Annotated in this window: 14 protein-coding genes and 2 tRNA genes; 7 read left to right on the top strand and 9 right to left on the bottom strand. The window is 56.4% G+C overall.

Annotated elements, in window-relative coordinates; all coding sequences use genetic code 11:
• Positions 1–162: 162 nt before the first annotated feature.
• Positions 163–930 (bottom strand): HD domain-containing protein, encoded by a 768-nt coding sequence (locus LBR61_07985; protein MDR1732018.1) that lies wholly within the window; start codon positions 928–930, stop codon positions 163–165.
• Between the two features lie 232 nt (positions 931–1,162).
• Between LBR61_07985 and LBR61_07980 the strand changes: the two genes are divergently transcribed.
• On the top strand, positions 1,163–2,212 hold the full coding sequence (locus tag LBR61_07980) for a PQQ-binding-like beta-propeller repeat protein (protein ID MDR1732017.1): 1,050 nt from the start codon (positions 1,163–1,165) through the stop codon (positions 2,210–2,212).
• Positions 2,213–2,265: 53 nt separating this feature from the next.
• Positions 2,266–3,912 carry a phosphoglucomutase (alpha-D-glucose-1,6-bisphosphate-dependent) gene (gene pgm / locus LBR61_07975; protein MDR1732016.1) on the top strand — a complete coding sequence of 549 codons (1,647 nt, stop codon included), beginning with the start codon at positions 2,266–2,268 and terminating at the stop codon, positions 3,910–3,912.
• 36 nt (positions 3,913–3,948) lie between these two features.
• Here pgm and LBR61_07970 read toward each other — a convergent pair whose 3' ends face one another.
• The 6 genes from LBR61_07970 to thrC form a co-directional block, all read right to left on the bottom strand.
• On the bottom strand, positions 3,949–4,884 hold the full coding sequence (locus LBR61_07970; protein MDR1732015.1) for a macro domain-containing protein: 936 nt from the start codon (positions 4,882–4,884) through the stop codon (positions 3,949–3,951).
• Between the two features lie 105 nt (positions 4,885–4,989).
• Positions 4,990–5,065: transfer RNA gene (locus LBR61_07965), tRNA-Glu, on the bottom strand.
• Positions 5,066–5,090: 25 nt separating this feature from the next.
• Positions 5,091–5,164: transfer RNA gene (locus LBR61_07960), tRNA-Gln, on the bottom strand.
• Positions 5,165–5,237: 73 nt separating this feature from the next.
• Positions 5,238–6,722 (bottom strand): pyridoxal-phosphate dependent enzyme, encoded by a 1,485-nt coding sequence (locus LBR61_07955; protein MDR1732014.1) that lies wholly within the window; start codon positions 6,720–6,722, stop codon positions 5,238–5,240.
• 58 nt (positions 6,723–6,780) lie between these two features.
• Positions 6,781–8,037 carry a serine hydroxymethyltransferase gene (locus LBR61_07950; GenBank protein MDR1732013.1) on the bottom strand — a complete coding sequence of 419 codons (1,257 nt, stop codon included), beginning with the start codon at positions 8,035–8,037 and terminating at the stop codon, positions 6,781–6,783.
• Between the two features lie 41 nt (positions 8,038–8,078).
• Positions 8,079–9,323, bottom strand: a complete 1,245-nt coding sequence (gene thrC, locus LBR61_07945; protein ID MDR1732012.1) for a threonine synthase — start codon at positions 9,321–9,323, stop codon at positions 8,079–8,081.
• A 329-nt stretch (positions 9,324–9,652) separates the two neighbouring features.
• On the opposite strand from thrC, the gene LBR61_07940 reads away from it, so the two are divergent.
• The 3 genes from LBR61_07940 to panB all read left to right on the top strand — a co-directional run bounded on the left by LBR61_07940 (position 9,653) and on the right by panB (position 13,948).
• Positions 9,653–10,804, top strand: coding sequence for an FIST C-terminal domain-containing protein (locus LBR61_07940; protein MDR1732011.1), 1,152 nt, complete (start codon positions 9,653–9,655; stop codon positions 10,802–10,804).
• A gap of 19 nt (positions 10,805–10,823) precedes the next feature.
• A complete protein-coding gene (locus LBR61_07935; protein ID MDR1732010.1) occupies positions 10,824–13,001 on the top strand; it encodes a response regulator in 2,178 nt (725 codons plus the stop codon).
• 92 nt (positions 13,002–13,093) lie between these two features.
• The gene (panB, locus tag LBR61_07930) at positions 13,094–13,948 is read left to right on the top strand and encodes a 3-methyl-2-oxobutanoate hydroxymethyltransferase (GenBank protein MDR1732009.1); all 855 of its coding nucleotides are present in this window, start codon (positions 13,094–13,096) and stop codon (positions 13,946–13,948) included.
• 123 nt (positions 13,949–14,071) lie between these two features.
• On the opposite strand, the gene LBR61_07925 is transcribed toward panB, so the two are convergent.
• Entirely contained in the window at positions 14,072–16,507 is a 2,436-nt protein-coding gene (locus LBR61_07925; protein MDR1732008.1) for a response regulator, read from the bottom strand.
• Between the two features lie 65 nt (positions 16,508–16,572).
• Positions 16,573–17,790: an FIST C-terminal domain-containing protein gene (locus LBR61_07920; GenBank protein MDR1732007.1), complete on the bottom strand. Its 1,218-nt coding sequence runs from the start codon at positions 17,788–17,790 to the stop codon at positions 16,573–16,575.
• 440 nt (positions 17,791–18,230) lie between these two features.
• Here LBR61_07920 and LBR61_07915 point away from each other — a divergent pair, with 440 nt between their 5' ends.
• On the top strand, positions 18,231–19,028 hold the full coding sequence (locus LBR61_07915) for an Ig-like domain-containing protein (protein ID MDR1732006.1): 798 nt from the start codon (positions 18,231–18,233) through the stop codon (positions 19,026–19,028).
• A gap of 202 nt (positions 19,029–19,230) precedes the next feature.
• Complete coding sequence (locus LBR61_07910; GenBank protein ID MDR1732005.1) at positions 19,231–20,970, top strand: NFACT family protein; 1,740 nt, start codon at positions 19,231–19,233, stop codon at positions 20,968–20,970.
• Positions 20,971–21,685 lie beyond the last annotated feature (715 nt).

Raw genomic sequence — 21,685 nt, 5'->3', positions numbered from 1 at the left:
GCCTTGGAGTGAAGTACCTGCCGGCGAAGGAATGGGGAGAGTTTATGGTGGAGGCCGACACGCAGCTGGGCGCGGTCATGAAGGAAGCCGGAATCGCCAAGTAGAAAATAATTCAGCGACTATCGAGCCGCCTCCGGGTTTACTCCGGGGGCGGCTTCATGTTTACGGCCGGGTTTGAAGGTGTTCTTCCATTTTTCTGAACAGGCGGTCCAGGAGGTTCTGCACCCTGGCGTCGTTCATGGGAAAATGTTCTCGAATGCGCGGCAGCACTCCATATTCGTCCAATATCCGCAGGGAAGGGGCAAAGTTGATGTCCAGCACCCAGGTGAGCTGTATCAGCAGAAAATCCTGCAGCGATTTTGCGTTTTTGTAGGAACCCTTCCAGTTGTGTTCCACCTCGTCGATGAGCGCCTCCGAGAGGGGAGCGTCGATTTTGTGGCGGGGCAGGAGGGTGGATATCGTCCCTTCCCGGATACGGCGGTCCACGAGGGCGAACACGTCGAGTTTGTCGCTGTCCCGGGCCAGTTGACAGAAGGGCTGTAAATTCGGGGGAAGGTCTGGAAGTTCTTTTTTGTTGTGCAGTCTCACGGCCGCGAGAATCGCCTCACGGGCCCCGTCGTCGACGGCATCGGAAGGAAGCGCCTCTTTCAGCACCTCATACCCCCGTTCTCCGTGGTCGATGGAAACACCGTCGTAATAAGTCCCAAACTCGGCATACTGACTGAAACGCCCCGTGTCATGCAGGAGGCAGGCCGAAACGCCCGCGGCCGCATCCGGTTCCGTCCAGTTCAGCGCCTCGGTCAGCCGTCTGCCAATGTTCATGACCTCGAAGCTGTGTCTGTATTTCATCTGAATCATGGAGTCCGAGATGTTGAAAGTATGCGTATATTCCCGGAACCACTCTTTGATTTTTTTAAAATCCGTAAACACGACCTTCACCCCTTCTCTAAAAATATTATCATGGAAACAACATGAGACAAAAGGAAGCAGGCGCGAGGCTCCCGCGTTCAGGATGTTCTGTGCAGTGAAATTGCACTTTTCACGGAAATGAGACTACATTATAATAGGATTCTGCGGTCTGCGCAGTTTGCGTAAACTGCATATAAAAATTGCGGCATTATGAAGCATATGATGGAGTATTACGGAGATGGAGGGAATCGAAATGAAACGGGCGTCCTGGGGTGTTTGTGCGATAGTTTTTCTGACGTCGATACTGTGGGTGCGCTCGGCGTCGGCGTGGAGCGGGACTCTGGGATGGACCTACAACGCGGAGTCTCCAATCACCAGCTCCATAGCGGCTGTGGACGGACTGATCCTCGCGGGGGACTCCAGCGGCGCTCTGCACGCCGTTTACGCGGCTTCAGGCCGGCCCGCCTGGGTTTACCGGGGGAGCACCGCTGTGGTGGGCCTTCCCTCGGTCCTGGACAAAGCGGTCGTGTTCGCCCAGTCGGACGGGACCGTAACGGCTCTGAACCTCGCCGATGGCACGGTGATCTGGAAATATTCGCCCTCTTCCGATGGATATGGAGCGGATTCCCTGGTGGACGGCACGACGGCGGGCGATGGCAGGGTATACTTTGTGAAGGGCGACGGCGTGCTGTACGCGATCTCCGCCTCCGACGGCGGCGAACTGTGGCGTTATACCGGAGAAGAGCTGCAGAGCGCGCCTTTCTTCTCAGACGGCTCCGTTTACGTGGGAGGGCATAACGGCGTCCTCAGCGTCCTTTCCTCGGCGTCGGGCAAACGCCAGTGGGGAGGCGGCGCCGGCGGCGCGATCAATACTCCGGTAACCTCAGGAGAGAACGCGTATTTTTCCAGTTGGGACGGGTCCATACAGGCGGTTCGGATCAAGGGGGTCATTCCTCTGTGGAACACCAAAGTGGGCGACCCCGTGACGACCTCCCCCTTTGTGGGAGAGGGCCGGGTACTGGCGGGCACGGCCAGGGGTAAAGTTGTGTCTCTTTCCGCGGAGAACGGAGGGCTTCAGTGGACCTTCGACACCGAGGGAGGAACGGTTTCAGGAGCGCCCGTTCTGGCCGACGGATACGTCTTTGCCGGCGGAGGACAGGGCACCCTGTTCGTGCTGAGCGCCGCGGATGGAACCGCTCGATTCACCTTCTCCACGGGGGGAGGCATCAATGGAACTCCCGCCTTCTCGGGGGGTGTGCTTTTCCTGGGCAGCGCCGACGGTAACCTCTACGCCATTCGATAGGAAGGGCTCATGAGTATTGTCGCGCAGATGTCGAAAGGAGGTAAATGGTTATTATGACTGTCTCTCCGCTTGCAGGCAAAACAGCGCCACGGGAGGTGTTGGCCAACATCCCGCGGCTGATCAGCGAATATTACACGAACAGACCCGATCCCGCGGAGGTCTCCCACAGAGTGGCTTTCGGTACTTCGGGACATCGGGGCTCCTCATCCCGGCACAGCTTCAATGAGGCTCATATCGCGTCCATCGCGCTGGCGGTGGCGGAGTACCGGGCGTCTGCGGGGATACGGGGCCCGCTTTTCATCGGGGCGGACACGCACGCGCTTTCCGAACCCGCCCTGAGAACCTGTGTGGAGGTGCTGGCGGCGGAAGGCGTGGAAATCGTGCTGCAGGACGACCTCGGCCCCGCTCCCACGCCGGTGGTGTCCCGGGCGATTCTCGTCTGGAACCGGGAGCGCTCGGATACCGGCGGAACGGCGGACGGGCTGGTGATCACCCCGTCGCACAATCCCCCCGAGGACGGGGGTATTAAGTATGACCCCCCCAGCGGCGGGCCGGCGTCTCCGGAGATCACTTCCCTTGTCCAGAAACGCGCTAACGAGCTTATCGCGGCGGGATATGAAAAAATTCGCCGGCTTCCCTTCGAGAAGGCGCTGGCCTGTGAGACGACACGTTTTTACGACTACATTTTGCCCTATGTGAACGACCTGCGCAACGTCGTGGACATGGACGTCATTCGCGATTCGGGGGTGCACATCGGCGTGGACCCCATGGGTGGCTCCGGCGTGAACTACTGGGAACCCATCGCCGGAATCTACGGTCTTCGGAACCTTGAAATCGTGAACAGAAGGGTGGACCCCACCTTCAGCTTCATGACGCTGGATCACGACGGGAAAATCCGTATGGACTGCTCTTCTCCCTGGGCCATGTCCAGCCTTGTGGAGATGAAGGACAATTTTGACGTCGCTTTCGGCAACGACACTGATTTCGACCGCCACGGCATCGTGACCCCGGCGGGGCTGATGAGCCCCAACGCGTATCTTGCCGTGAGCATCGCGCATCTCTTTAAAAGCCGCAGTCGTTGGAGTGCGGCGGCGGTTGTGGGAAAGACCGTCGTTTCCAGCTCCATGATCGACCGGGTGACGCGGGGGCTGGGTCGTACGCTCTGCGAGGTTCCCGTGGGGTTCAAGTGGTTTGTGGACGGACTGCTGGACGGGAGTATGGGTTTCGGGGGAGAGGAAAGCGCCGGAGCGTCTTTCCTGCGGATGGACGGGACGACCTGGACGACCGACAAGGATGGTTTCATCATGGACCTCCTGGCGGCGGAGATCACAGCCGTGACGGAAAGGAACCCCGAGGAGCATTACGCCTCTCTTACCGCTCGGTACGGGACGCCTGTGTATGAGCGAATCGATTCCCCGGCCACGCCCGATCAGAAGGCGGCTCTGAGCAGACTGTCCCCCGACAGGGTCAGAGCGGACACCCTGGCGGGAGAGAAGATCACGGCCAGGCTGACGAACGCTCCGGGCAACGGGGCCCCCATCGGCGGACTCAAGGTGGTCACCGAAAACGGGTGGTTCGCCGCACGCCCGTCGGGGACCGAAGACCTTTACAAAATCTATGCGGAGAGCTTCAGGGACCAGAACCATCTGCGCCGCCTCCAGGATGAGGCGCGGCAGATCGTCGCAGATGCCATAAAATAAGGCATATGCCATAAAAAAGAAGATGACGGGTTGAGATCAGCCGCCCAGGAGCGGCTGGTCAAAGTGGAACAGTGTTTCGTTGATGGTATAAATGTCATATCGTCCGCTGATGATGAAATAAGCGACGATGACGTCCTGTTTGTCGCTGTGTGACAGAGAGTGCCCCGCCCGCTCCAACAGATCGTCCGTATCGGCTTTGTTCAGTTCCAGCGCGACGGCCAGGGCCAGAAGGGTTTTTTTGTCCGGAGCGCCCGATTCGCCGCGGCGAATTTCGGTGAGGCGCTTTTGGTCGATATTCGCTCCGTTGCGGATTGCCGCGTCCGTTTTTCCGCTTGCCTCCATCAGCCGCAGGAGCATTTTTGAGAAGGGCTCTTCGGGCCGTTTCGCGAACCGCTTCGTCATACGGCGGCCGAGGTCGGAACAGGTTCGCAGGAAGCGGGAATCGGAATAATACTCCTCGATAAAGCTTTCGACGGGTTCCAGGAGATCCTCCGGAAGACAAAAAAACCTTTTGTCAAAGAACACGAGAAAAACGTTCATATCGTTTTCCGCCAGAAAACTTTTGACGGCGTCAACCGCCACTTCCAGTGCCCTGTCCCTCGGGTAGCCGAATATGCCGGAGGAGATCAGGGGGAACGCGATGGAGGTACACCCCTGGCTTCGGGCCAGAGCCAGGGAGTTTGCGTAGCAGCCCCTGAGCAGTTCCGGCTCGCCCTCTTCTCCACCCTGCCAGACGGGCCCCGGAGTATGGATGATGTACTTCGCCGGAAGACGGCAGCCTTTGGTGAGGACGGCCTGCCCTGTTTTGCAGCCGCCGATGGCGTCGCATTCCTTTTGGAGTTCCTCAGCGCCGGCCGCGCCAAAAATCGCGCCGCAAACGCCGCCTCCCATCAGAAGTCGGGTATTGGCCGCGTTGACGATAGCATCCACGTTCATCTTTGTAATGTCGTTTTGGACGATTTGGAACGGCATGTGAAAGTCCTCCCGTCGATTCTCGTGAACACAGATCTCGTGAAAACAGATAAAAAAGACTCCGCCGGAACGAAGTCTTCTTATGAATCTTTTGTGGTCGGAAATTGGCGGTCCCAGCGGGGTTCGAACCCGCGTTTTAGCCTTGAGAGGGCTACGACCTGGACCACTAGTCGATGGGACCTCATAAACACCTTTTACTGCAGATTTGGCTGGGGAACAGGGATTCGAACCCCGATTACCTGATCCAGAGTCAGGCGTGCTGCCGTTGCACCATTCCCCACCACAGCAACAGGCGAAATTTTATCAAAAACAAGGTCAATGTCAAGGGCAGAAATTGATGAATTCTCAGTCCCCTAATTCCCTCCTGATTCCGCCTCCTCCAGTTCCGTCATGCTGTTGAAGGCGTCGATCTTCCTGTCGATGACCTCGGCCATTTTGTGGATGTTGTCCCAGTAATCCGGATCGTACCACTGGGCGTTCAGCTCCTCGGAGGTTTTACCCTGTTGCTCCACCCAGGTGTAATATTTAAGGTTGTGGATGCGTCGGCGGTCCTGATAGGTGAGTTCCTGCATCCCGTCAATTCCGAGTCCAAGAACGTAGCGATTGTGATCGACCGCCGCCTGAGTCCGCGTGTAAGCCCCTCGGGCTTCGTTCAGCTCCGTGAGGCGTGAGCGGTACATGTCCATGGAATCGGTGAACACCGTCATGATGACGTCCCGTTCGGTAAGCTCGTAATATTTCGCCATTTTGACGGCCATGGCGACGTTGGCGGCGCCGGAAATTCCCATCAGAGAGAGTTTTTCCAAATCCGCCTCCTTCACGCCGGCGCTTCTCAGATATGCGTGCCCTTCCGGCTCGTTGCAGAGGCGAATCATGGCTATGCAAACGTTGTCGTCGATGGCGAATATCAGGTCGGTATTTTTGACGTTGTGGACCCAGGGAACGTGTTTGTCGCCGATCCCCTCAATACGATGGTCGCCGAATCCGTTCCAGAGCAGGGTTGGACACTGCAAAGCCTCCCCGACGCCGAGCTTCGCGCGGGGAAATGCCTCCTTCAGCCAGTCTCCGGCGGCGGTGGTTCCGGCGGACCCCGAGGTCACCACCACTCCGAAGAAGCGGTCCCTGGAGCCTTTAATATCGTTGAAAAGCTCCTCCATGGCGCTTCCCGTGACCGTGTAGTGCCACAGGTGGTTGCCCATTTCCTCGAACTGGTTAAAAATCACGGCCTCCGGGCGGGTAGCGCGAATTTCGGCGACTTTGTCGTAAATCTCCTTCACGTTGCTTTCAGTGCCCGGCGTCGCGATGATTTCCCCGGCCACGGTCTTCAGCCACTCGAATCGCTCCCGGCTCATGCCCTCCGGCAGAATCGCCACCGATTCACAGCCCAAAAGCTGGGCGTTATAAGCTCCGCCCCGGCAGAAGTTCCCGGTGGAGGGCCACACGGCTCTGTGCCGCGTGGGGTCGAACTGACCGGTCACAAGGCGCGGGACGAGACATCCGAAACTCGCCCCCACCTTGTGAGCGCCCGTGGGGAACCACTTGCCGCACAGGGCGAAGATGCGAGCCCTGACTCCCGTGATTTCTTTGGGCATTTCGAAGGCGTTGACCTTTCCGTAAAGCCCTCCCGAATCCCTGGGCTGGTTTTTCCAGGTGATGCGGAAGAGGTTCGCCGGATCCACATCCCATAGCCCTGTGTGTCGCAGTTTTTCCTTTATTTTGTCCGGAGTGTGGGCGTCGGGGTTCTTCATCTGCCTGAATGTCGGAATCACAATATTGCGCCGTTTCGCCAACGCTACGGAACGCTTCAGGTTTTCTTCGTTCATCGTCAGGTCGATCATCTCGCGCGAACCTCCTTCGGCTTAAGCACAAACAGGGCGGTCAATCTCGAAAATTATTTTACTCCAGATCGGGATAAACGGGGAAGTTCGAGCACAGCTCCCGCACTTCATTTCGAACCGTCGCCAGCAGCTCTTTGTTGCCCGCGTCCCTGGAGATTTGGTCGATCCACGCGGCGACGCGCTTTATCTCGGTTTCTTCGAATCCTCGGGTGGTCACGGAGGGAGTTCCAAGGCGGATTCCGCTGGTGATCGTGGGTTTCTCGGTGTCGAAGGGCACCGCGTTTTTGTTAACCGTCAGTCCCGCCTCATCCAGAGCGTGCTCCATGACCTTTCCCGTCAGTCCTTTGTTCCTCAGGTCCACCAGCATCATGTGGTTGTCCGTCCCTCCGGAAACCAGGTCGAACCCATACTTCAGGAGTTCCGCCGCCAGCGTTTTCGCGTTTGCCAGAATCTGTTTCTGATATTTTTTGAAGGAGGGATCCAGCGCCAGTTTGAAGGCCGTGGCCTTCGCCGCGATGATGTGCATCAGCGGCCCGCCCTGCATTCCGGGGAAAATCGTCTTGTCCAGCGCCTTCGCGAAATTCTCTTTGCACATTACCATACCTCCCCGCGGCCCTCGCAGGGTTTTATGAGTCGTGGTCGTCACAAAGTCGCACCAGGGCATGGGGTCCTTGTGGAGTTTCGTGGCCACCAGCCCCGCGATGTGGGCAATGTCGAACATCAGCAGTGAGCCCGCTTTTTGGGCCACTTTGTGGAACGCCTCCGCATCGATTTCTCTGGGGTAGGCGCTGGCTCCGCAGACAATCAGTTTAGGATGGTGTTTCATCGCCTTCTTTTCCACGTCGTCCATGTCGATTCGGCCGTTTTCCCGTTTGACGCCGTAGTGAACGAAATTGAACAGCTTCCCCGAAAAATTCACCGGTGAGCCGTGGGTCAGGTGCCCGCCGTGGGCGAGATCCATCGCGAGAACCGTGTCGCCGGGCTGAAGAACCGTGAGGTAAACCGCCATGTTGGCCTGAGATCCGGAATGGGGCTGAACGTTGACGTGGTCGCATCTGAAAAGTTTTTTGGCGCGCTCCCGGGCGAGGTCTTCCACCACGTCCACCACGTCGCAGCCGCCATAGTAGCGGGCGTGAGGATACCCTTCGGCGTATTTGTTGGTGAGCACGGACCCCATGGCGGCCAGGATGGCCGGATGCACGATGTTTTCCGAGGCGATCAGCTCGATGCCCTCCTCCTGACGTTTACGCTCTTTTTTGCATATCTCGTTGACCTCCGGGTCCGCCGCCGCAAGAAACTGTTTTGCCGTTTTCATCACTCTGTCTCCTTTTCTGATTTCATAAATCCTGAATGTTTTCACAAATCCTGAATCCGAACTTTTCGCTGAAAATCTGCCAGATCGGGAAGGACCGTCACGGCTTTCCCTGTGGCTTTTTGCGCGCTGCCGATATCCTTGAGCCCGTTGCCCGTGACGACGATCACTATTCGATCAGATGGGCCCAGAAGTCCTGTTCGGGCCGCTTTTTTGAGTCCGGCGAAAGCCGCCGCTCCGGCGGGTTCCCCAAAAACGCCGGTTTGCCTGGGCAGTTCCGCCAGGGCCTCCAGTATTTCCCCGTCCGTAACCGACAGGATTTCTCCCTCGGTGTTTCGCACCGCGCGAAGCGCCTTTGCCCAGTTGCGGGGAGCGCCCACCGCGATGCTGTCGGCCAGGGTTTCCGCCTTCCCGAAAGTCACCCGGGGAAGCCCGGCCCGGAAGGCGTCATACAGAGGACGGGCGCCCTCGGCCTGAACTCCCGTGATTTTGGGCAGCCGATCGATGAAGTTCAGCTCCTTCAGGTCGCTGAATCCCTTGTACAGCCCCCCCGCGCAGCAGCCGTCCCCCATGGAGATGAACACACGGTCCGGAACGTCCCATTGGAGCTGCTCGGCAATCTCCAGAGCGCAGGTCTTCTTTCCCTCCACCAGATAAGGGTTGATGGCGCAGTTGCGGTTGTACCAGCCAAACCGGTCGATGGCCTCCGTGGCCAGACGGAAGGCGTCGGCGTAGTCCCCCTGCACCAGTACCACCGTCGCTCCGTAGATCAGGAGCTGCGTCACCTTCGCGGCGGGAGCCCGCTCCGGAACGAAAATGACGGCCTTCAGCCCTGTGACGGCGGCAAATCCTGCCAGAGAGCCGGCTGCGTTTCCGGTGGAGGCGCAGGCGACCACCGAACGCCGGAAGTCCAGGGCCTTCGCGACCCCGACGGCGCTGGCCCGATCTTTGAGGGAACCGGTGGGGTTGCGTCCGTCGTCCTTGATGAAAACCTCTCGCACCCCGAACTCTCGCGCCAGTTTCTCGCTGCGGTAGAGAGGGGTCCAGCCCGAGTGCAGTCGGGGAATGGAGGTTTCCTCCAGAACGGGCAGCAGGGGAGCGTAACGCCAGAGGGACATGTCGCGGTTTTGTCTCAGGGATGCAGGTGTGAAATGGGGTTTGATCGACGGGAAGTCGCAAAGAACATCCAGGGTTCCATCGATGCCGCAAACGTCACAGGTACAAAGAGCGCAGTCCGGGTCGAAAACCTTCCCGCACAGCACACAGCGTAACTTCGACGGTTTAGGCATGACTTTCCTCCTTTTCTTCCTCCTTTACACTGGAGAATTTTTCCGTGTCGAAGCATAACTTATAAGAATTACAGGATATAAGTTATCAGACGCTTTTCAGAAATGCAATACCGTTTCCGGCGTGTTTTTCTGCGTTATTTGCGGAGATGATTCCTCTTTCAGATATCTCTTTCGGCAAAAAGACAAAAAGGCTTTCGGTGAAAATATGTTCCTGCCCGAAATTAATATTGAAATTTTTTGTTATATACAGGATAATCAATGTATTGTTTTAAATTGTTCCCCAGCGTGGCGTTGCGCAGCAGAAAACGAATCTGGGAGAGTGTGTCGCGATGATAAAAATGTTGACGGCCTGGACGGGCGAAATTGATGATATTGACGACGCGTGGAAAGATATTTGTCAGTATATTGATCTGGATGGGCTGAAAAAGAACTCGGCGGGGCTTCTGTTCTGCCATTCCGATTTTGTCGAGAGCGGCGTGGCCGTGGAGATCTGCCGGCGGCTGCCCTTCGACGTCATCGGGATGACCACCATGGCCGGCGCAAACCTGTACGGCTCCAGTCCTTACGGCCTTTTTCTCACGATTCTCACCAGCGACGATGTGGATTTCGAAACCGCCTGCACGGCCCCCCTGGACAGCAAAAACTACCGGGAAAAAATGACGGAGGCCTATGGAGCGGCCCGGGGGAAGCTGTCCGGCGATCCGGTGTTCATCATCTCGTTCCTTCCGTATCTGCAGGACCTGAGCGGGGCGGAAATTGTGAAATCCTTCGATTCGATCTGCGGAGGAATCCCCATTTGGGGGAGCATCGCCAGCGGCAGCGATATGAGTTACGAGGGATGTCGAATCTTTGGAAAGAAGACGGTTCATGAGGCCGCTCTGGCCATGCTTCTGCTGCGGGGCGAGGTGACGCCGGAGTTCATCAATACCTCCATTCCCGAGCGGAACATTCGCGAAAACCGGGGAGAAATCACCGACTCCGAGGGGTGTATCCTTCGGGCGGTGAACGGGAAGGCGGTCCAGTCCTATTTCGAGGAGATGGGGCTGGTGATTCGGGGCGAGGACTCCACTACCACGCCGATGCTGGTGGACTACGGAGATCAGTCCGCTCCCGTGGCTCTCGCAATCTACCACATCGACCAGGAGGGCGGTCTTCTCTGCGGAGGAGAGGTCCCGAAGGGGGCCATGATCGCCGTGGGAGAGATCGACGACGAGGGCATTCTGGAGACGGCCGGGGAAAGCATCGCAAAAATCCTCGCCAGTGGCAGGAAAGAGGGCATCCTCATGCTTCCCTGCGTCACCCGTTACATCATGCTGGCGCCGAGCCAGGGCGACGAGATGAAACTGGTGATGGAGGGCCTGGGAAAAGAGATTCCCTGGTTTTTGGGATATTCCGGAGGGGAGGTCTGCCCGGTGCGAGACAGCGGGGGGAATCTTCACAACCGGTTCCATAACTTTACCTTTTCCGCCTGCGTGTTCTGAAGGCGCGTCGTTGATTTAGATGACTCCGGGAAATGGAGCGGCGGATTATGAAACGCTGGACAGAGAAGGACTTCTGGAAGCTCTAAAAGCCCTTTCTGCCCGTGTGGATGAGCAGACCGCCCGAATTTCTGCACTCGAAAAAAACGAAAAAAAACAAAAACGCGAGATCACGCACCTTCAGAATACGGTCGAACAGGAAAAAACCATCGCCCACGCAAAGGCAAACCAGCAGATGGCGCGCATCATAGCCACCCGTGAACGGGATCGCTACATGCAGCTCCTTCTCAACAACACCCAGAGCCCCATCCTTCTGCTGGATAAAACCGAACGCATCGCTTACTGCAGTCAGACTTTTTTGACGCTTTCCCGCGTCGGAGAGGCGGAGTCCATCAACGGAAGGCTCTTTCAGGATGTTTTCAGCCGCTTCGCGGAGGCGGAGTGGATCGAAAAGCTGATGGAGTCCATGAAAATCGCCACGCGGGATAACACCCTGATCTCCTGCAGCAGCGACGTTGACCTGTGGAAAGATGGAAACCCGCGCAAATACGACATTCAGCTCACTCCTATGGCCAACGAGCGGGGCGAGCACGAGGGCATGATGGTCTTTTTCCACGACGTGACGGACCTGGAAACGGCCCGGGAAAAGGCGGAGCAGGCCAGCCGCGCCAAGAGCGAATTTCTGTCGAACATGAGCCACGAAATTCGCACGCCCATGAACGCCATCATCGGGATGACCGCCATTGGAAAATCGGCTCCGGATACAGTCAAAAAAGATTACGCCTTCGGCAGGATAGAAAACGCGTCGACGCACCTTTTGGGGGTCATCAACGACATTCTGGACATGTCGAAAATCGAGGCGAACAAGCTGGAGCTTTCTTCCGAGGAGTTCAGTTTCGAGAAAATGCTCCAGAAGGTGGCGGGGGTCATCAATTTTCGGGTGGAGGAAAAAAAGCAGCGGTTTTCCGTCCTCATCGACAAAGAGATTCCGGACATGCTGGTGGGTGACGACCAGCGGCTGGCGCAGGTGATCACCAACCTGCTCTCCAACGCCGTGAAGTTTACCCCCGAGGGGGGGCTGATTCGTCTTCACGCCTCCCTGGAGGGCATGGAGGGCGACGTCTGCGTTCTGAAGGTCTCCGTCGTCGACACGGGCATTGGCATCAGCGCCGAACAGCAGGCCCGACTTTTCAGATCCTTCGAACAGGCGGAGCTGGGGACTTCCCGAAGATTTGGCGGCACCGGACTGGGGCTTGCCATTTCGAAGCGCATCGTGGAGATGATGGGAGGACGCATTTGGATCGATTCCGACCTGGGTCGAGGCTCCAACTTCTCCTTCATCGTCCGGATGGAGCGGGGAAAATCGCGGCCCTTCCCCGCGGAAGGCACGGTAAAGTGGGAAGATTTGCGGGTTCTGGTGGTCGACGACGACGCCGAGGTGGGGGAGTACTTCGGAGAAATCGCGGACCGGCTGGGCTTCTCCTGCGAGGTGGCCTCCAGCGGCGAAGAAGCCCTGAGGGCGATCGAACAGGAGAACAGGGTCTTCAACGTCTACTTTCTGGACTGGAAAATGCCTGGTATGGATGGAATCGAGCTTTCGCGCCGCATTCGGGACCAGCAGAGGGGCAACTCCATCATTATCATGATCTCGGCGGCGGACTGGAACAACGTGGAGGTCGAAGCGCGCAAGGCCGGAGTGGGTAAATTTCTCTCAAAACCGCTGTTCCCTTCTTCCATCATCGACGTCATCAACGAATGCACCGGAGCCGAATCCTCTCTCCAGACCGCGGATCGTCCTCCGGAAAAAGTCGTCTCCTGGCCGGGGCGTCACATTCTGCTGGCCGAGGACGTGGACATCAACCGGGAGATTGTAAAATCCCTTTTGGAGCCCACGTCTGTGGAAATTGACTGCGCCACCAACGGACGGGAGGCGGTGAGCATGTTCAGCGAAAATCCCGACCGTTACGACATGATCTTCATGGACGTCCAGATGCCGGAAATGGACGGCTACGAGGCCACGCGGCGCATTCGCGCTCTCGACGCTCCCCGGTCGCGGGAAATTCCCATTATCGCCATGACGGCCAACGTCTTCCGGGAGGACGTGGAAAAGTGCCTTGCGGCGGGAATGAACAGCCACGTGGGCAAACCCCTGAATTTAGAAGAAGTTATGCAAAAACTGGATGAGTATCTGGCGCGCTGACGCGTGTCCTCCGTCGGCCGGTAAACGGCCCAAAACCAGGACTCCGGAGAGCGGGGCCTTCCTTTATCTTTATTGAAAGGGGAGTGTTTCATATGCCGAAGAAGAACCGATGGAATTTTGTGGAGATGAAACAGAAGGGCGAGCAGTGTGTGTGGGTGACGGCCTATGATTATCCGACGGCTTCCTTTGCCGAACAGGCGGGGATGGACATGATCCTCGTGGGAGATTCTCTGGGTATGGTGGTCATGGGCTACAGCGGCACCGTCCCCGTGACGATGGAGGAGTGCCTGCACCACTGCCGCTGTGTACGAAGAGGGGCCCCAAATACCTGGATCATTGGCGACATGCCCTTTATGTCCTATCAGGCTTCCACTGAAGAGGCCGTTCGAAACGCCGGCCGTTTTCTGAAAGAAGCGGATATGGACTGCATTAAGCTGGAAGGCGGGGTTCGGGTTGCCGATAAAATTCGGGCCATTACAGACGCGGGGATTCTGGTGATGGGCCATGTGGGCCTCACCCCGCAGAGTTCCGCCCAGCTTGGCGGTTTCAAGGCCCAGGGGCGGGACGAAAAAAGCGCCCGGGCCGTCATCGAGGACGCCCTTGCCGTGCAGGAAGCCGGAGCGTTCTCCGTTTTGGCCGAGGGCATTCCTCCCGAGGTCACGGCGTTTCTGGCGAAAAAGCTGGAAATTCCGGTTTACGGGATCGGAGCCGGACTTTGCGACGGGCAGGTTTTGATCTGCGGCGACATGCTGGGCTATTTCCAGGCCTTCACTCCCAAATTTGTGAAGAAATACGCCAACGTGGCGGAAGTCAGCATCAACGGCTTCAAAGAGTATATCTCCGACGTTCGGGCGAAGAAATTCCCCGGAGACGAGCACATCTACAAGGTCGTCCACGGGGAGGAGGACGCTTTGAAGGGGCTTTTCGCGGAGTACGACAAAAAATAACGTTCATTAGAAACGGACCGCTTCCCGCAATTTTCCCTGACGAAGACATTTTTCGGAGGCTGAGGTCTGCGTTGACTTTGGCCTCTTTTTCTTCATTTTATATTTTGCACCAGTGTTTCACTTTTACAGCGGAATCAGCGATTTCAGGCGTTCGCATATGTGGTCGTATTCGAGTTCGTCGAACTCCCGGGTCAGCCACTCCACCAGGTCCCCGTTCAATTCGTAGTCGTATTGCGTCAAATCTTTCATCGCCCTGCTGAGGGCCATGGTGTTGTAGGATTCGCTGGCTCTGAAGATGGCTTTGAGAATTTCCTGATCCGGCTCGTTTTTTTTCTCCCGGTTCACGGGGGTCGCAAGGTGTGCCAGTAAAGCGTTCAGGTCGGTAAGGAGTTTTTCTGTCGCTTCGAGGAAGAGCGGGTTTTTGGATAATACGCTTTCCAGGTCTCCGGCTTTCGCCCATTTTTCCAACTCTTCCGCCATTTCTCCGATGCGAAGGGCGCAAATGCCCCAGCTCGCTCCCTTCAGCCCATGAACGTGAATGGCGTATTGATTGAGCGTCTCCGCGTCCGGCGACTGTATCTCTTTTAGAATGTTCGGCACATGGCTTACAAAAGTCTGCAGCACAGAAATAAGAGACTCCACGCTGCCTCCTATTCTCTGCAGGGTCTCCACGCAGTTGGCTCCCTCCACGGGAGTTTCGCTCAGCTGCCTGAGCAGCGCCTTTTTTTCGCTGTCGCTCAGAGCATCCTCGACGGCGTTTTGCTCAGGCTTTTTTCGAAATTCCAAAGGAACCCATCGTTCCAGCATTTCGTAAAGTTTTTGTATTTCTATGGGTTTGGGCAGAAAATCCTGAAAATCATTTTTCCGGAAGATTTCTTCCATTCCGAAGATCACGTTGGCCGTCATCGCCACAATGGGCATGTTCCTGAAGCGCGGCCCCAGAGCGCGGATGGCGGCGGTCGTCTCCATTCCATCCATCTGCGGCATCATGTGGTCCATGAAAATCAGATCGAACTCCTGATTTTGCAGCAGCATGAGGGCTTCCTGTCCGCTGGAGCAGGTTGTGGTCTTTATTTTGAAGGGGGCGAGCAATCCCTCGCAGACCGTCAGGTTGACTGGAATGTCGTCTACGACCAGAACGCGGAAATCCGGAGCCGTGAAAGGAACGCCTGACGTTCCGTCATTGAAGCTGCGGCTGTTTTTCGCGTCTCTGTTTTTATGCCCCAGGTTGAACCAGACCTGAAAGGAGAATTTGGAGCCGACGTTTTCCCGACTCTCCACCTCGAAGACGCTGCCCATGAGGCTGACGATTTTTTTGCTGATGGTCAGTCCCAGCCCCGTGCCTCCGAACTTTCTGGAGGTGCTGGCGTCCCCCTGCTCAAAAGGGGCGAATATGTGCGACAGCGTTTTTTCGGACATTCCTATGCCGGTATCCTCGACGGAAAACCGGACAAGGGCCTTTTCCCTGTCCCTCAGGACGCTTCTCACGTCGACCCTGATCCTGCCGCCCCGGTTCGTGAATTTGGTCGCGTTGGAAATGAGGTTGATCAGGACCTGAGATAAACGCATCGAGTCTCCCATCAGAATGAGATTCTCGATTCCACAGGTGCCCAGCGTGAGGTTGACGCCTTTGTCCGTCGCGTTGGGGCGCAGGGTCGAAACGATGTCCTCCAGAACGGTCTCCAGCGGGAAAGGCGCGTTTTCCAAAACCAGCTTGCCCTCGTTGATTTTCGACATGTCGAGCACGTCGTTCACAAGCCTCAGAAGGTGACGTGAGGATATGTCAATCTGTTCCAGGCAGTTGTTGACCTCTTCAGAATCGTTGCTGCGTTTCGCTATCTGGGTCATGCCGATAATGGCGTTCATGGGGGTGCGTATTTCATGGCTCAGGGTCGAAAGAAATCTGGACTTCGCCTCTCCCGCCGCGTTGGACTGCTCCAGGGCGACGCGGTTGATGTAAACGCCGTTCATGTGCTGACAGTACACCGTGAAGGGCAGAGTGATCTCCTCCGGATGGAAATCGTAGACGCTGACGCTCTGCTTTCCGATCCCTCCGAGAAGGATGCCCTCCATTCTGCGCTGGTTGTCGAACACCGGCATGTAGATGGCGTGGGCCAGGTCCATGCTGGCGAAGGGTGAAGTTTCGTCCACGGGCGATTCAACGATCGCTTTGTGCTCCTCGGACTGAGCCGTCAGATTTTGGGCGAGCCACTCCGCGGAAACGGAAAATTCGGTTTCTTCGCAGTCGAAGTTACATTTTCCGTACAGGACAAATTTGCGGTCTTCCGCGTTCAGCTTTAGGGTGATGCCCGTTTCCAGCTGAAAAATATCCACGATTCCCTCCGCCTGCAGATCGGCGAGTTTGTCAAGGGTAGCGGAGGAAAGGGCGCGCTGGGCAAAAAAATTGATCCATTTGAAAATTTCCAGCTGAGCATCCAGTTTATAACGCAGAATGCGCATATTCACTTTTTCGAGCTCGCTGCGCACGAACTGGTGCTGCATATTTTCTACAATCGTCTGGAGTTCCTGAAGCCTCTGCTCCGGAGTCTGGGCCGTCATTTTCTCGCTTCTCCGTTCCGCTCCCCGATCTTTGAATTCGACCTTTGAGTTCAACTTTTAGCGTTTTAGCGATAAAGGACGAGCAGAGAAGTGGTGTAGGTATGAAATACATTTTCCCCCGCCAGAGGACAAAATTCACCGAACCCGTACATGCCGAGCCATGGAGGAACCTCTCCGGCGTCGTTCAAAAAGGCGTTCTGCATCATGGCGATAATTTCCTCTTTCCTGATTTTATTGAAAAGAGTGCGCCCTCTCAGGAGACAGTCCGTCTGGAACACCGCCACGGGGTGACCCTGTCCATCCGGTGAATTTTTTTTGATGTCTTCCTGCAATTTCGTCAGGGCTTTTTGCTGTTCCATGAAAATGAGCCCTTCGTCGCGTCCCGTTATGTACCATTGCTGTCCTTCCCGGATGGTCACCGTCGTTCGCATGTTCTGGGAGTCGTCTTTGGAGGGGGCGGCGCTTCGCAGGATGTAATCGCTGCCGTAATCTTCGGCGAGGTTGTCCGGCAGTTTCGTCGCCAGGCCGCCGTGAATGAGAATTTTTTTCATTTCGTCCGTCGTGATGTCCCCCAGGTGACGCCTGTAGGCCGTCAGGGCGGGGAGCCCGTCAAATTCGATGATTTCATTGTGGTTCGCTTTCGTGACGGTCATGGGAACGCCGTAAGGCTTGAAACCGTGAGTCGCTCTGGCCGCGGCTTTGAGCGTCGGGTCGGCAAATCCCACCGCCCAGATTCCGGTGATGTCGGCTTTGTCCCCGATGTACTGGGAGGTGGTCAGGGCCTTGTAATTGTCGGAGGAAAGACCGCCGAAAATCATCGGATTTCCAAAAACCTGCCCGAAGGCGGAAAGAAGGTCGTCGTTGCAGGAGCAGAGCCCTCGGCTCAGCAGGTAAATGATTTTGGGAGAGGGGATTTTCTCCTGCAATTTTTTTGCCAGCTCCAGACCTTTTTCAAGAGAATTGCCGTCGGAAAATCCGTCCACTGCCGCCCATCCCAGCTCGTTCTCCGGGCCGCTGACGACCATGACGGCGATGTGGGTGAGCGCTTCTCCCATGCCCTCCCGACCGACGACTCCGCCGCAGGAGCTTCCCAGCACCGATGCTCCCGGCACGCGGGCATGGATGGCCTCGGCGATTTTGGCCAGTTTGTGCCCCATCGCCGCGTTGACGATCCACAACGCCCGGCTGTCCGGTGTTTCTCCGCCGTACAAAATGTCCAGACACTCGTCGATCGCTCGTGAAGAATCCGCTATGCGGACGCTGGCGGAACGAAAATTCAACATTTTATCTCTCCCTCTCGTGGTGAATATAAATAATATTTTACTTCTTTGTTCGTCGGATTACACACAAAGAACAGCCTTTATAAAATTGTCTCCATAGATTTTTAATTTTTTAAGTATAAACTATAACGCAGGTTTGGTGTCAAGACGTTTTGCATCCGACGACGCAGTTCCCTCTCTGACGCGCCCGTTCTCCGAAATATTCTGAAATATCTCTATGAATCTACTTCCTGAATGATATCCGGTTCAGAGTTTTTATGTTATATTGAGAAGAAACTGAAGAAAGATTGATTCTCTGACGGAATCTCTCTGACTGGAATCGAAGGCGTTTACGTGAGTGTGTGAGTGTGAGAAAATCCCGTTTTGAACATTGAAGTTTGCAGGCGGAAGTTTGAGATGGAAGTTTGAGAGTTGAAATAAAAACTGAAGGGGGTTTTTGTGTTATGAGAAAAGCGATTTTGTCTTTGGCGTGCGTGCTGCTGTTCAGCGGAGCGGCCTTCGCGGCATCCGCGGCGGACATCACCTATCTGAGCGGCCGTTATATTGCAACGGACGCTGCGATCGCCGAAAGCAGCCTGACGAGCATCGAGCCCTACGAGGAGGTTCATCTGCTTTTCCTCTGCGTCAGCGCCGACACGGCGACCGTGGCCGTCTCTCCTTCTCCCAATGATTTTAAGAAGACGGAGAACGTCTCGGCCTCAAGAGGAAAGGGAGCGACGACGACTTTTGTCCTCACCGGCGAGCAGGAAGTGACCGTCACCGTGACGGCGACCTTCGGCGCGGAGACGTACTCCAGGGACTTTTCCGTCAAAGCCAAAGCGGGCACTGCTCCGGCGGTCACCGGCATCGGGCTTTTCACGGTGCTGGATCTGACCCTGCGGACGGAGCTTTCCATCACGCTTGCAGAGGGCGATGCGGAGACGGTGTTCTATGAGGTGTCGCCTTCAAACGCGGGGAACAAAAACGTCACCGTCGTGTCGAGCAACGAGGCTGTAGCCACCGTGGCGGCTCGGCCCGGCAACGACATGGGATATAACATCACCGCTCACAAAACCGGAAATGCCGTCATCACCTTCACGACGGAAGACGGCGGATTCGTCGCCCACTGCAACGTCGGAGTGGAATCCGCCAGTTCCGGCGGCGGCGGCAGCGGCGGAGACGGCGGCGGCGGTTGCAGCGTGGCCGGATTCGGGCTTCTGGCGGCGCTGGCTCTCGCGGGACTGACGATGAAAAAGCGCTGAGGTCGAGTCGAAGAATTTTCATATTGAACATATGTTTTGAATGGTACATATTGAGTGTATGTTGCTGAACGAAGAGCCGCCTGTGACAGGGCGGCTTTCTTTTTGGAGCGTGCAATGTTTCGGGCATATCCTGTATAATTTCCGCGATCGTCTGTGAAGAGGCGCGTTTTTTGACTTCCGGCGACGGGAAAGGTGGATTTTTATGGCGTTTGGACCGGAATACATCCACGGCCTTCAGGCCGCGCTGAACGCGAGGCTTCCCTGGCGCGTCGCGAGGGTCGACGGGGGGGAGTCCTGGGTTGCGCTGCAGGTTGCCGGAGCCGACGGCGGCCCGAGAACTCCGCGAAGGTCGGAGGACTGTTTTTTGATCTCCTGGGGGGCGGGAAGCGCCGGATGTTGCCTTGTGGACAGCGATTCCGTCGACGCGCTCAGAAAGGGGGCGCCCGCGCGAACTCCCCTTGTGGAGGCCCTGAGAAGCCGTTTCGCAAAGGGGCAGATCCTCTCGGCAAGACAGCTGAACTTCGACCGGCTGCTGGAGCTGGAGGTCGTTCGTTTTGTCGCCGCGGGCTTCTCTGTGAAATATTTTCTCGTTCTGGAGATTACGGAGCCCTCCGGAAACGTGATTCTGCTGGACGAAAACCATAAAATCGAGGAACTGGCCCGCCACGCTTCTCCCGACGTCAACCGGTACCGGACGCTTCTGCCGGGGTATCCCTATGTTCCGCCGCCGGTGTTCGAGGGGCCTCTGCCCTCGGAAGTCGAAAAACTCCAAACGGGGGGAATCTTTGGCGTTCGAGGCGTGGGGCGTCCTCTGGGGCGGCTCATCGACGCCCGATGGGAGGAGCGGGACCCCGAGGTCTGGCTCGCGGCCCTGCGGCGAATTTACACGGAGGATTTTCTGCCCTGCCAGTACACGGACAGGGGATACCTTACGCGTTTTCCCCATCTTTTTCGAGAGGCGAAAAACCTTGGGGAGGACGCCCTTGACGCCGCCCGGGAGGGTGTGCTGCGCCCGCTGCTGACGGCTCTGCGGTCCCGCCTCCTGCACAGGCTGAACGTCCATCTGGAACGCGCGGTGAAGTCGAGGGAGCGCCACCTGGACGGGCTGCTGAAACAGCTCCGGAACAACGCCGAAGCGGAGGTGTTCCGACGAAAGGGAGAACTGCTGCTTGCCCGCGTGAACGAAATTCCCCCCCGGGCGGCGAAGGTCACGCTGTCCGAGTGGGGGGGCGGAGAAGAACTGGAGATCGAGCTGGACCCGAACCTTTCCCCGTCCCGCAACGCGGAACGCTATTTCAAAAAATACAAAAAAGCCCGCGTGGACCCGCAAAAATATCGCGAGGAAATCGATTCTCTGAAAGGGGCCGTTGCGGAGCTGTGGGAGCAGAAGGACCTTCTTAACGCCATCGACGACCCCGACCAGCTGGAAGAGGCCGTGCGGGACGTGGAGGAATGGCTCAGCGCCTCCCGTGAGACGAAAAAGACGCCCGCCGCCGGTGGAAAAATTTTCAAAAAAGGGCGGCAGCAAAAGAAGGCGCGGGAAAAACTTCCTCCCCATCTGCGCTTCGAAGTGGAAGGCTGCACGATCCTCGTGGGGCTGTCGGCCCGGGGAAATCGCTTCGTGACCTTCAAGCAGGCGACGGGGGGGGACCTGTGGCTGCACGCCCACGAAGTGCCCGGCGCTCACGTGATTGTGAAGGGACCCTTCGCCAGAGCGGAGCTGGAGGAAAATGTCCCGAATCTTCTGGCCTTCGCCGCATCTCTGGCCGCGGCCTACAGCCGGGGGAAAACGTCGCTGTCCGTCCAGGTGGACTACACGGAACGCCGTTATGTTCGTGCCGTTCCCGGCGCGGCCCTGTCCCTCGTGACCTACGTCAACCCCGGAACGATTCGGGTGAGTCCGGAATTTTGGAAAGAATACCTGGAAAAGAAAGACGCATAAAAATATACAGCACGTATAAGTATAAAAAGATAAGAAAGAAAAATGGACGGAAAAAAAGGGTTTTTTATTGACAGAAGACAGAAACGTGTTCTACAATGCCTCTAATCGTGAGCATCACGATACTATAATATAATGGACAGGTGTAACTCTCTCACCTTCCATTGCCTCTGCCTCACCTCACAGCGATGTAACTCAACCATATTGTGTTACATCGAAAAAACGCGTGAAGCAGGGCGTGAACGGAGTTTACGTTGAAAAATGAAAACCGTTTGGAGAGAATAAATTTTCACTAAAAAAGGGTTAACCCTTTAAAAAAGTTGGAGCTGAAAAACGGAGAAAGTCTTATCCCGTCCGGTTTTGATGAAAAACGGGGATTGGAGGGGAGAGGATAAAAGGGAAAAGGGGGGAGTTGCAAAAAATCGGAATGGCGGTACAATAAAGCATGTTCAAAAATTGCAAACCTTACGGGAAGCGCCCTGAGAAAAGCGAATCGGTTGTGAGATGTGAAACCGGCGGGAAAAGGGAGAAGTAAGCGGGAGCAAAAAAAGCGATAAATGGCAACAAAGGCAGTGAGGAAAAGGTTTTACGGGAACGGGTGATGTAACACAATATGGTTGAGTTACATCGCTGTGAGGTGAGGCAGAGGCAATGGAAGGTGAGAGAGTTACACCTGTCCATTATATTATAGTATCGTGATGCTCACGATTAGAGGCAT

The organism is Synergistaceae bacterium, from assembly GCA_031272035.1.
In the GTDB taxonomy this organism is placed as follows: Bacteria; Synergistota; Synergistia; order Synergistales; family Aminobacteriaceae; genus JAISSA01.
Note: the sequence above shows the minus strand (reverse complement) of the source record. Positions and strands in the feature narration are given on the sequence as shown.

Bases quoted from the DNA above. Each gene is read 5' to 3' on its own strand.
- LBR61_07940 (MDR1732011.1), top strand. From the start codon at position 9,653: ATGATAAAAATGTTGACGGCCTGGACGGGCGAAATTGATGATATTGAC.
- pgm (MDR1732016.1), top strand. From the start codon at position 2,266: ATGACTGTCTCTCCGCTTGCAGGCAAAACAGCGCCACGGGAGGTGTTG.
- LBR61_07970 (MDR1732015.1), bottom strand. From the start codon at position 4,884: ATGCCGTTCCAAATCGTCCAAAACGACATTACAAAGATGAACGTGGAT.
- LBR61_07920 (MDR1732007.1), bottom strand. From the start codon at position 17,790: ATGTTGAATTTTCGTTCCGCCAGCGTCCGCATAGCGGATTCTTCACGA.
- LBR61_07925 (MDR1732008.1), bottom strand. From the start codon at position 16,507: ATGACGGCCCAGACTCCGGAGCAGAGGCTTCAGGAACTCCAGACGATT.
- LBR61_07910 (MDR1732005.1), top strand. From the start codon at position 19,231: ATGGCGTTTGGACCGGAATACATCCACGGCCTTCAGGCCGCGCTGAAC.
- LBR61_07950 (MDR1732013.1), bottom strand. From the start codon at position 8,037: ATGAAAACGGCAAAACAGTTTCTTGCGGCGGCGGACCCGGAGGTCAAC.
- panB (MDR1732009.1), top strand. From the start codon at position 13,094: ATGCCGAAGAAGAACCGATGGAATTTTGTGGAGATGAAACAGAAGGGC.
- LBR61_07980 (MDR1732017.1), top strand. From the start codon at position 1,163: ATGAAACGGGCGTCCTGGGGTGTTTGTGCGATAGTTTTTCTGACGTCG.
- LBR61_07955 (MDR1732014.1), bottom strand. From the start codon at position 6,722: ATGATCGACCTGACGATGAACGAAGAAAACCTGAAGCGTTCCGTAGCG.
- LBR61_07935 (MDR1732010.1), top strand. From the start codon at position 10,824: ATGACTCCGGGAAATGGAGCGGCGGATTATGAAACGCTGGACAGAGAA.
- thrC (MDR1732012.1), bottom strand. From the start codon at position 9,323: ATGCCTAAACCGTCGAAGTTACGCTGTGTGCTGTGCGGGAAGGTTTTC.
- LBR61_07915 (MDR1732006.1), top strand. From the start codon at position 18,231: ATGAGAAAAGCGATTTTGTCTTTGGCGTGCGTGCTGCTGTTCAGCGGA.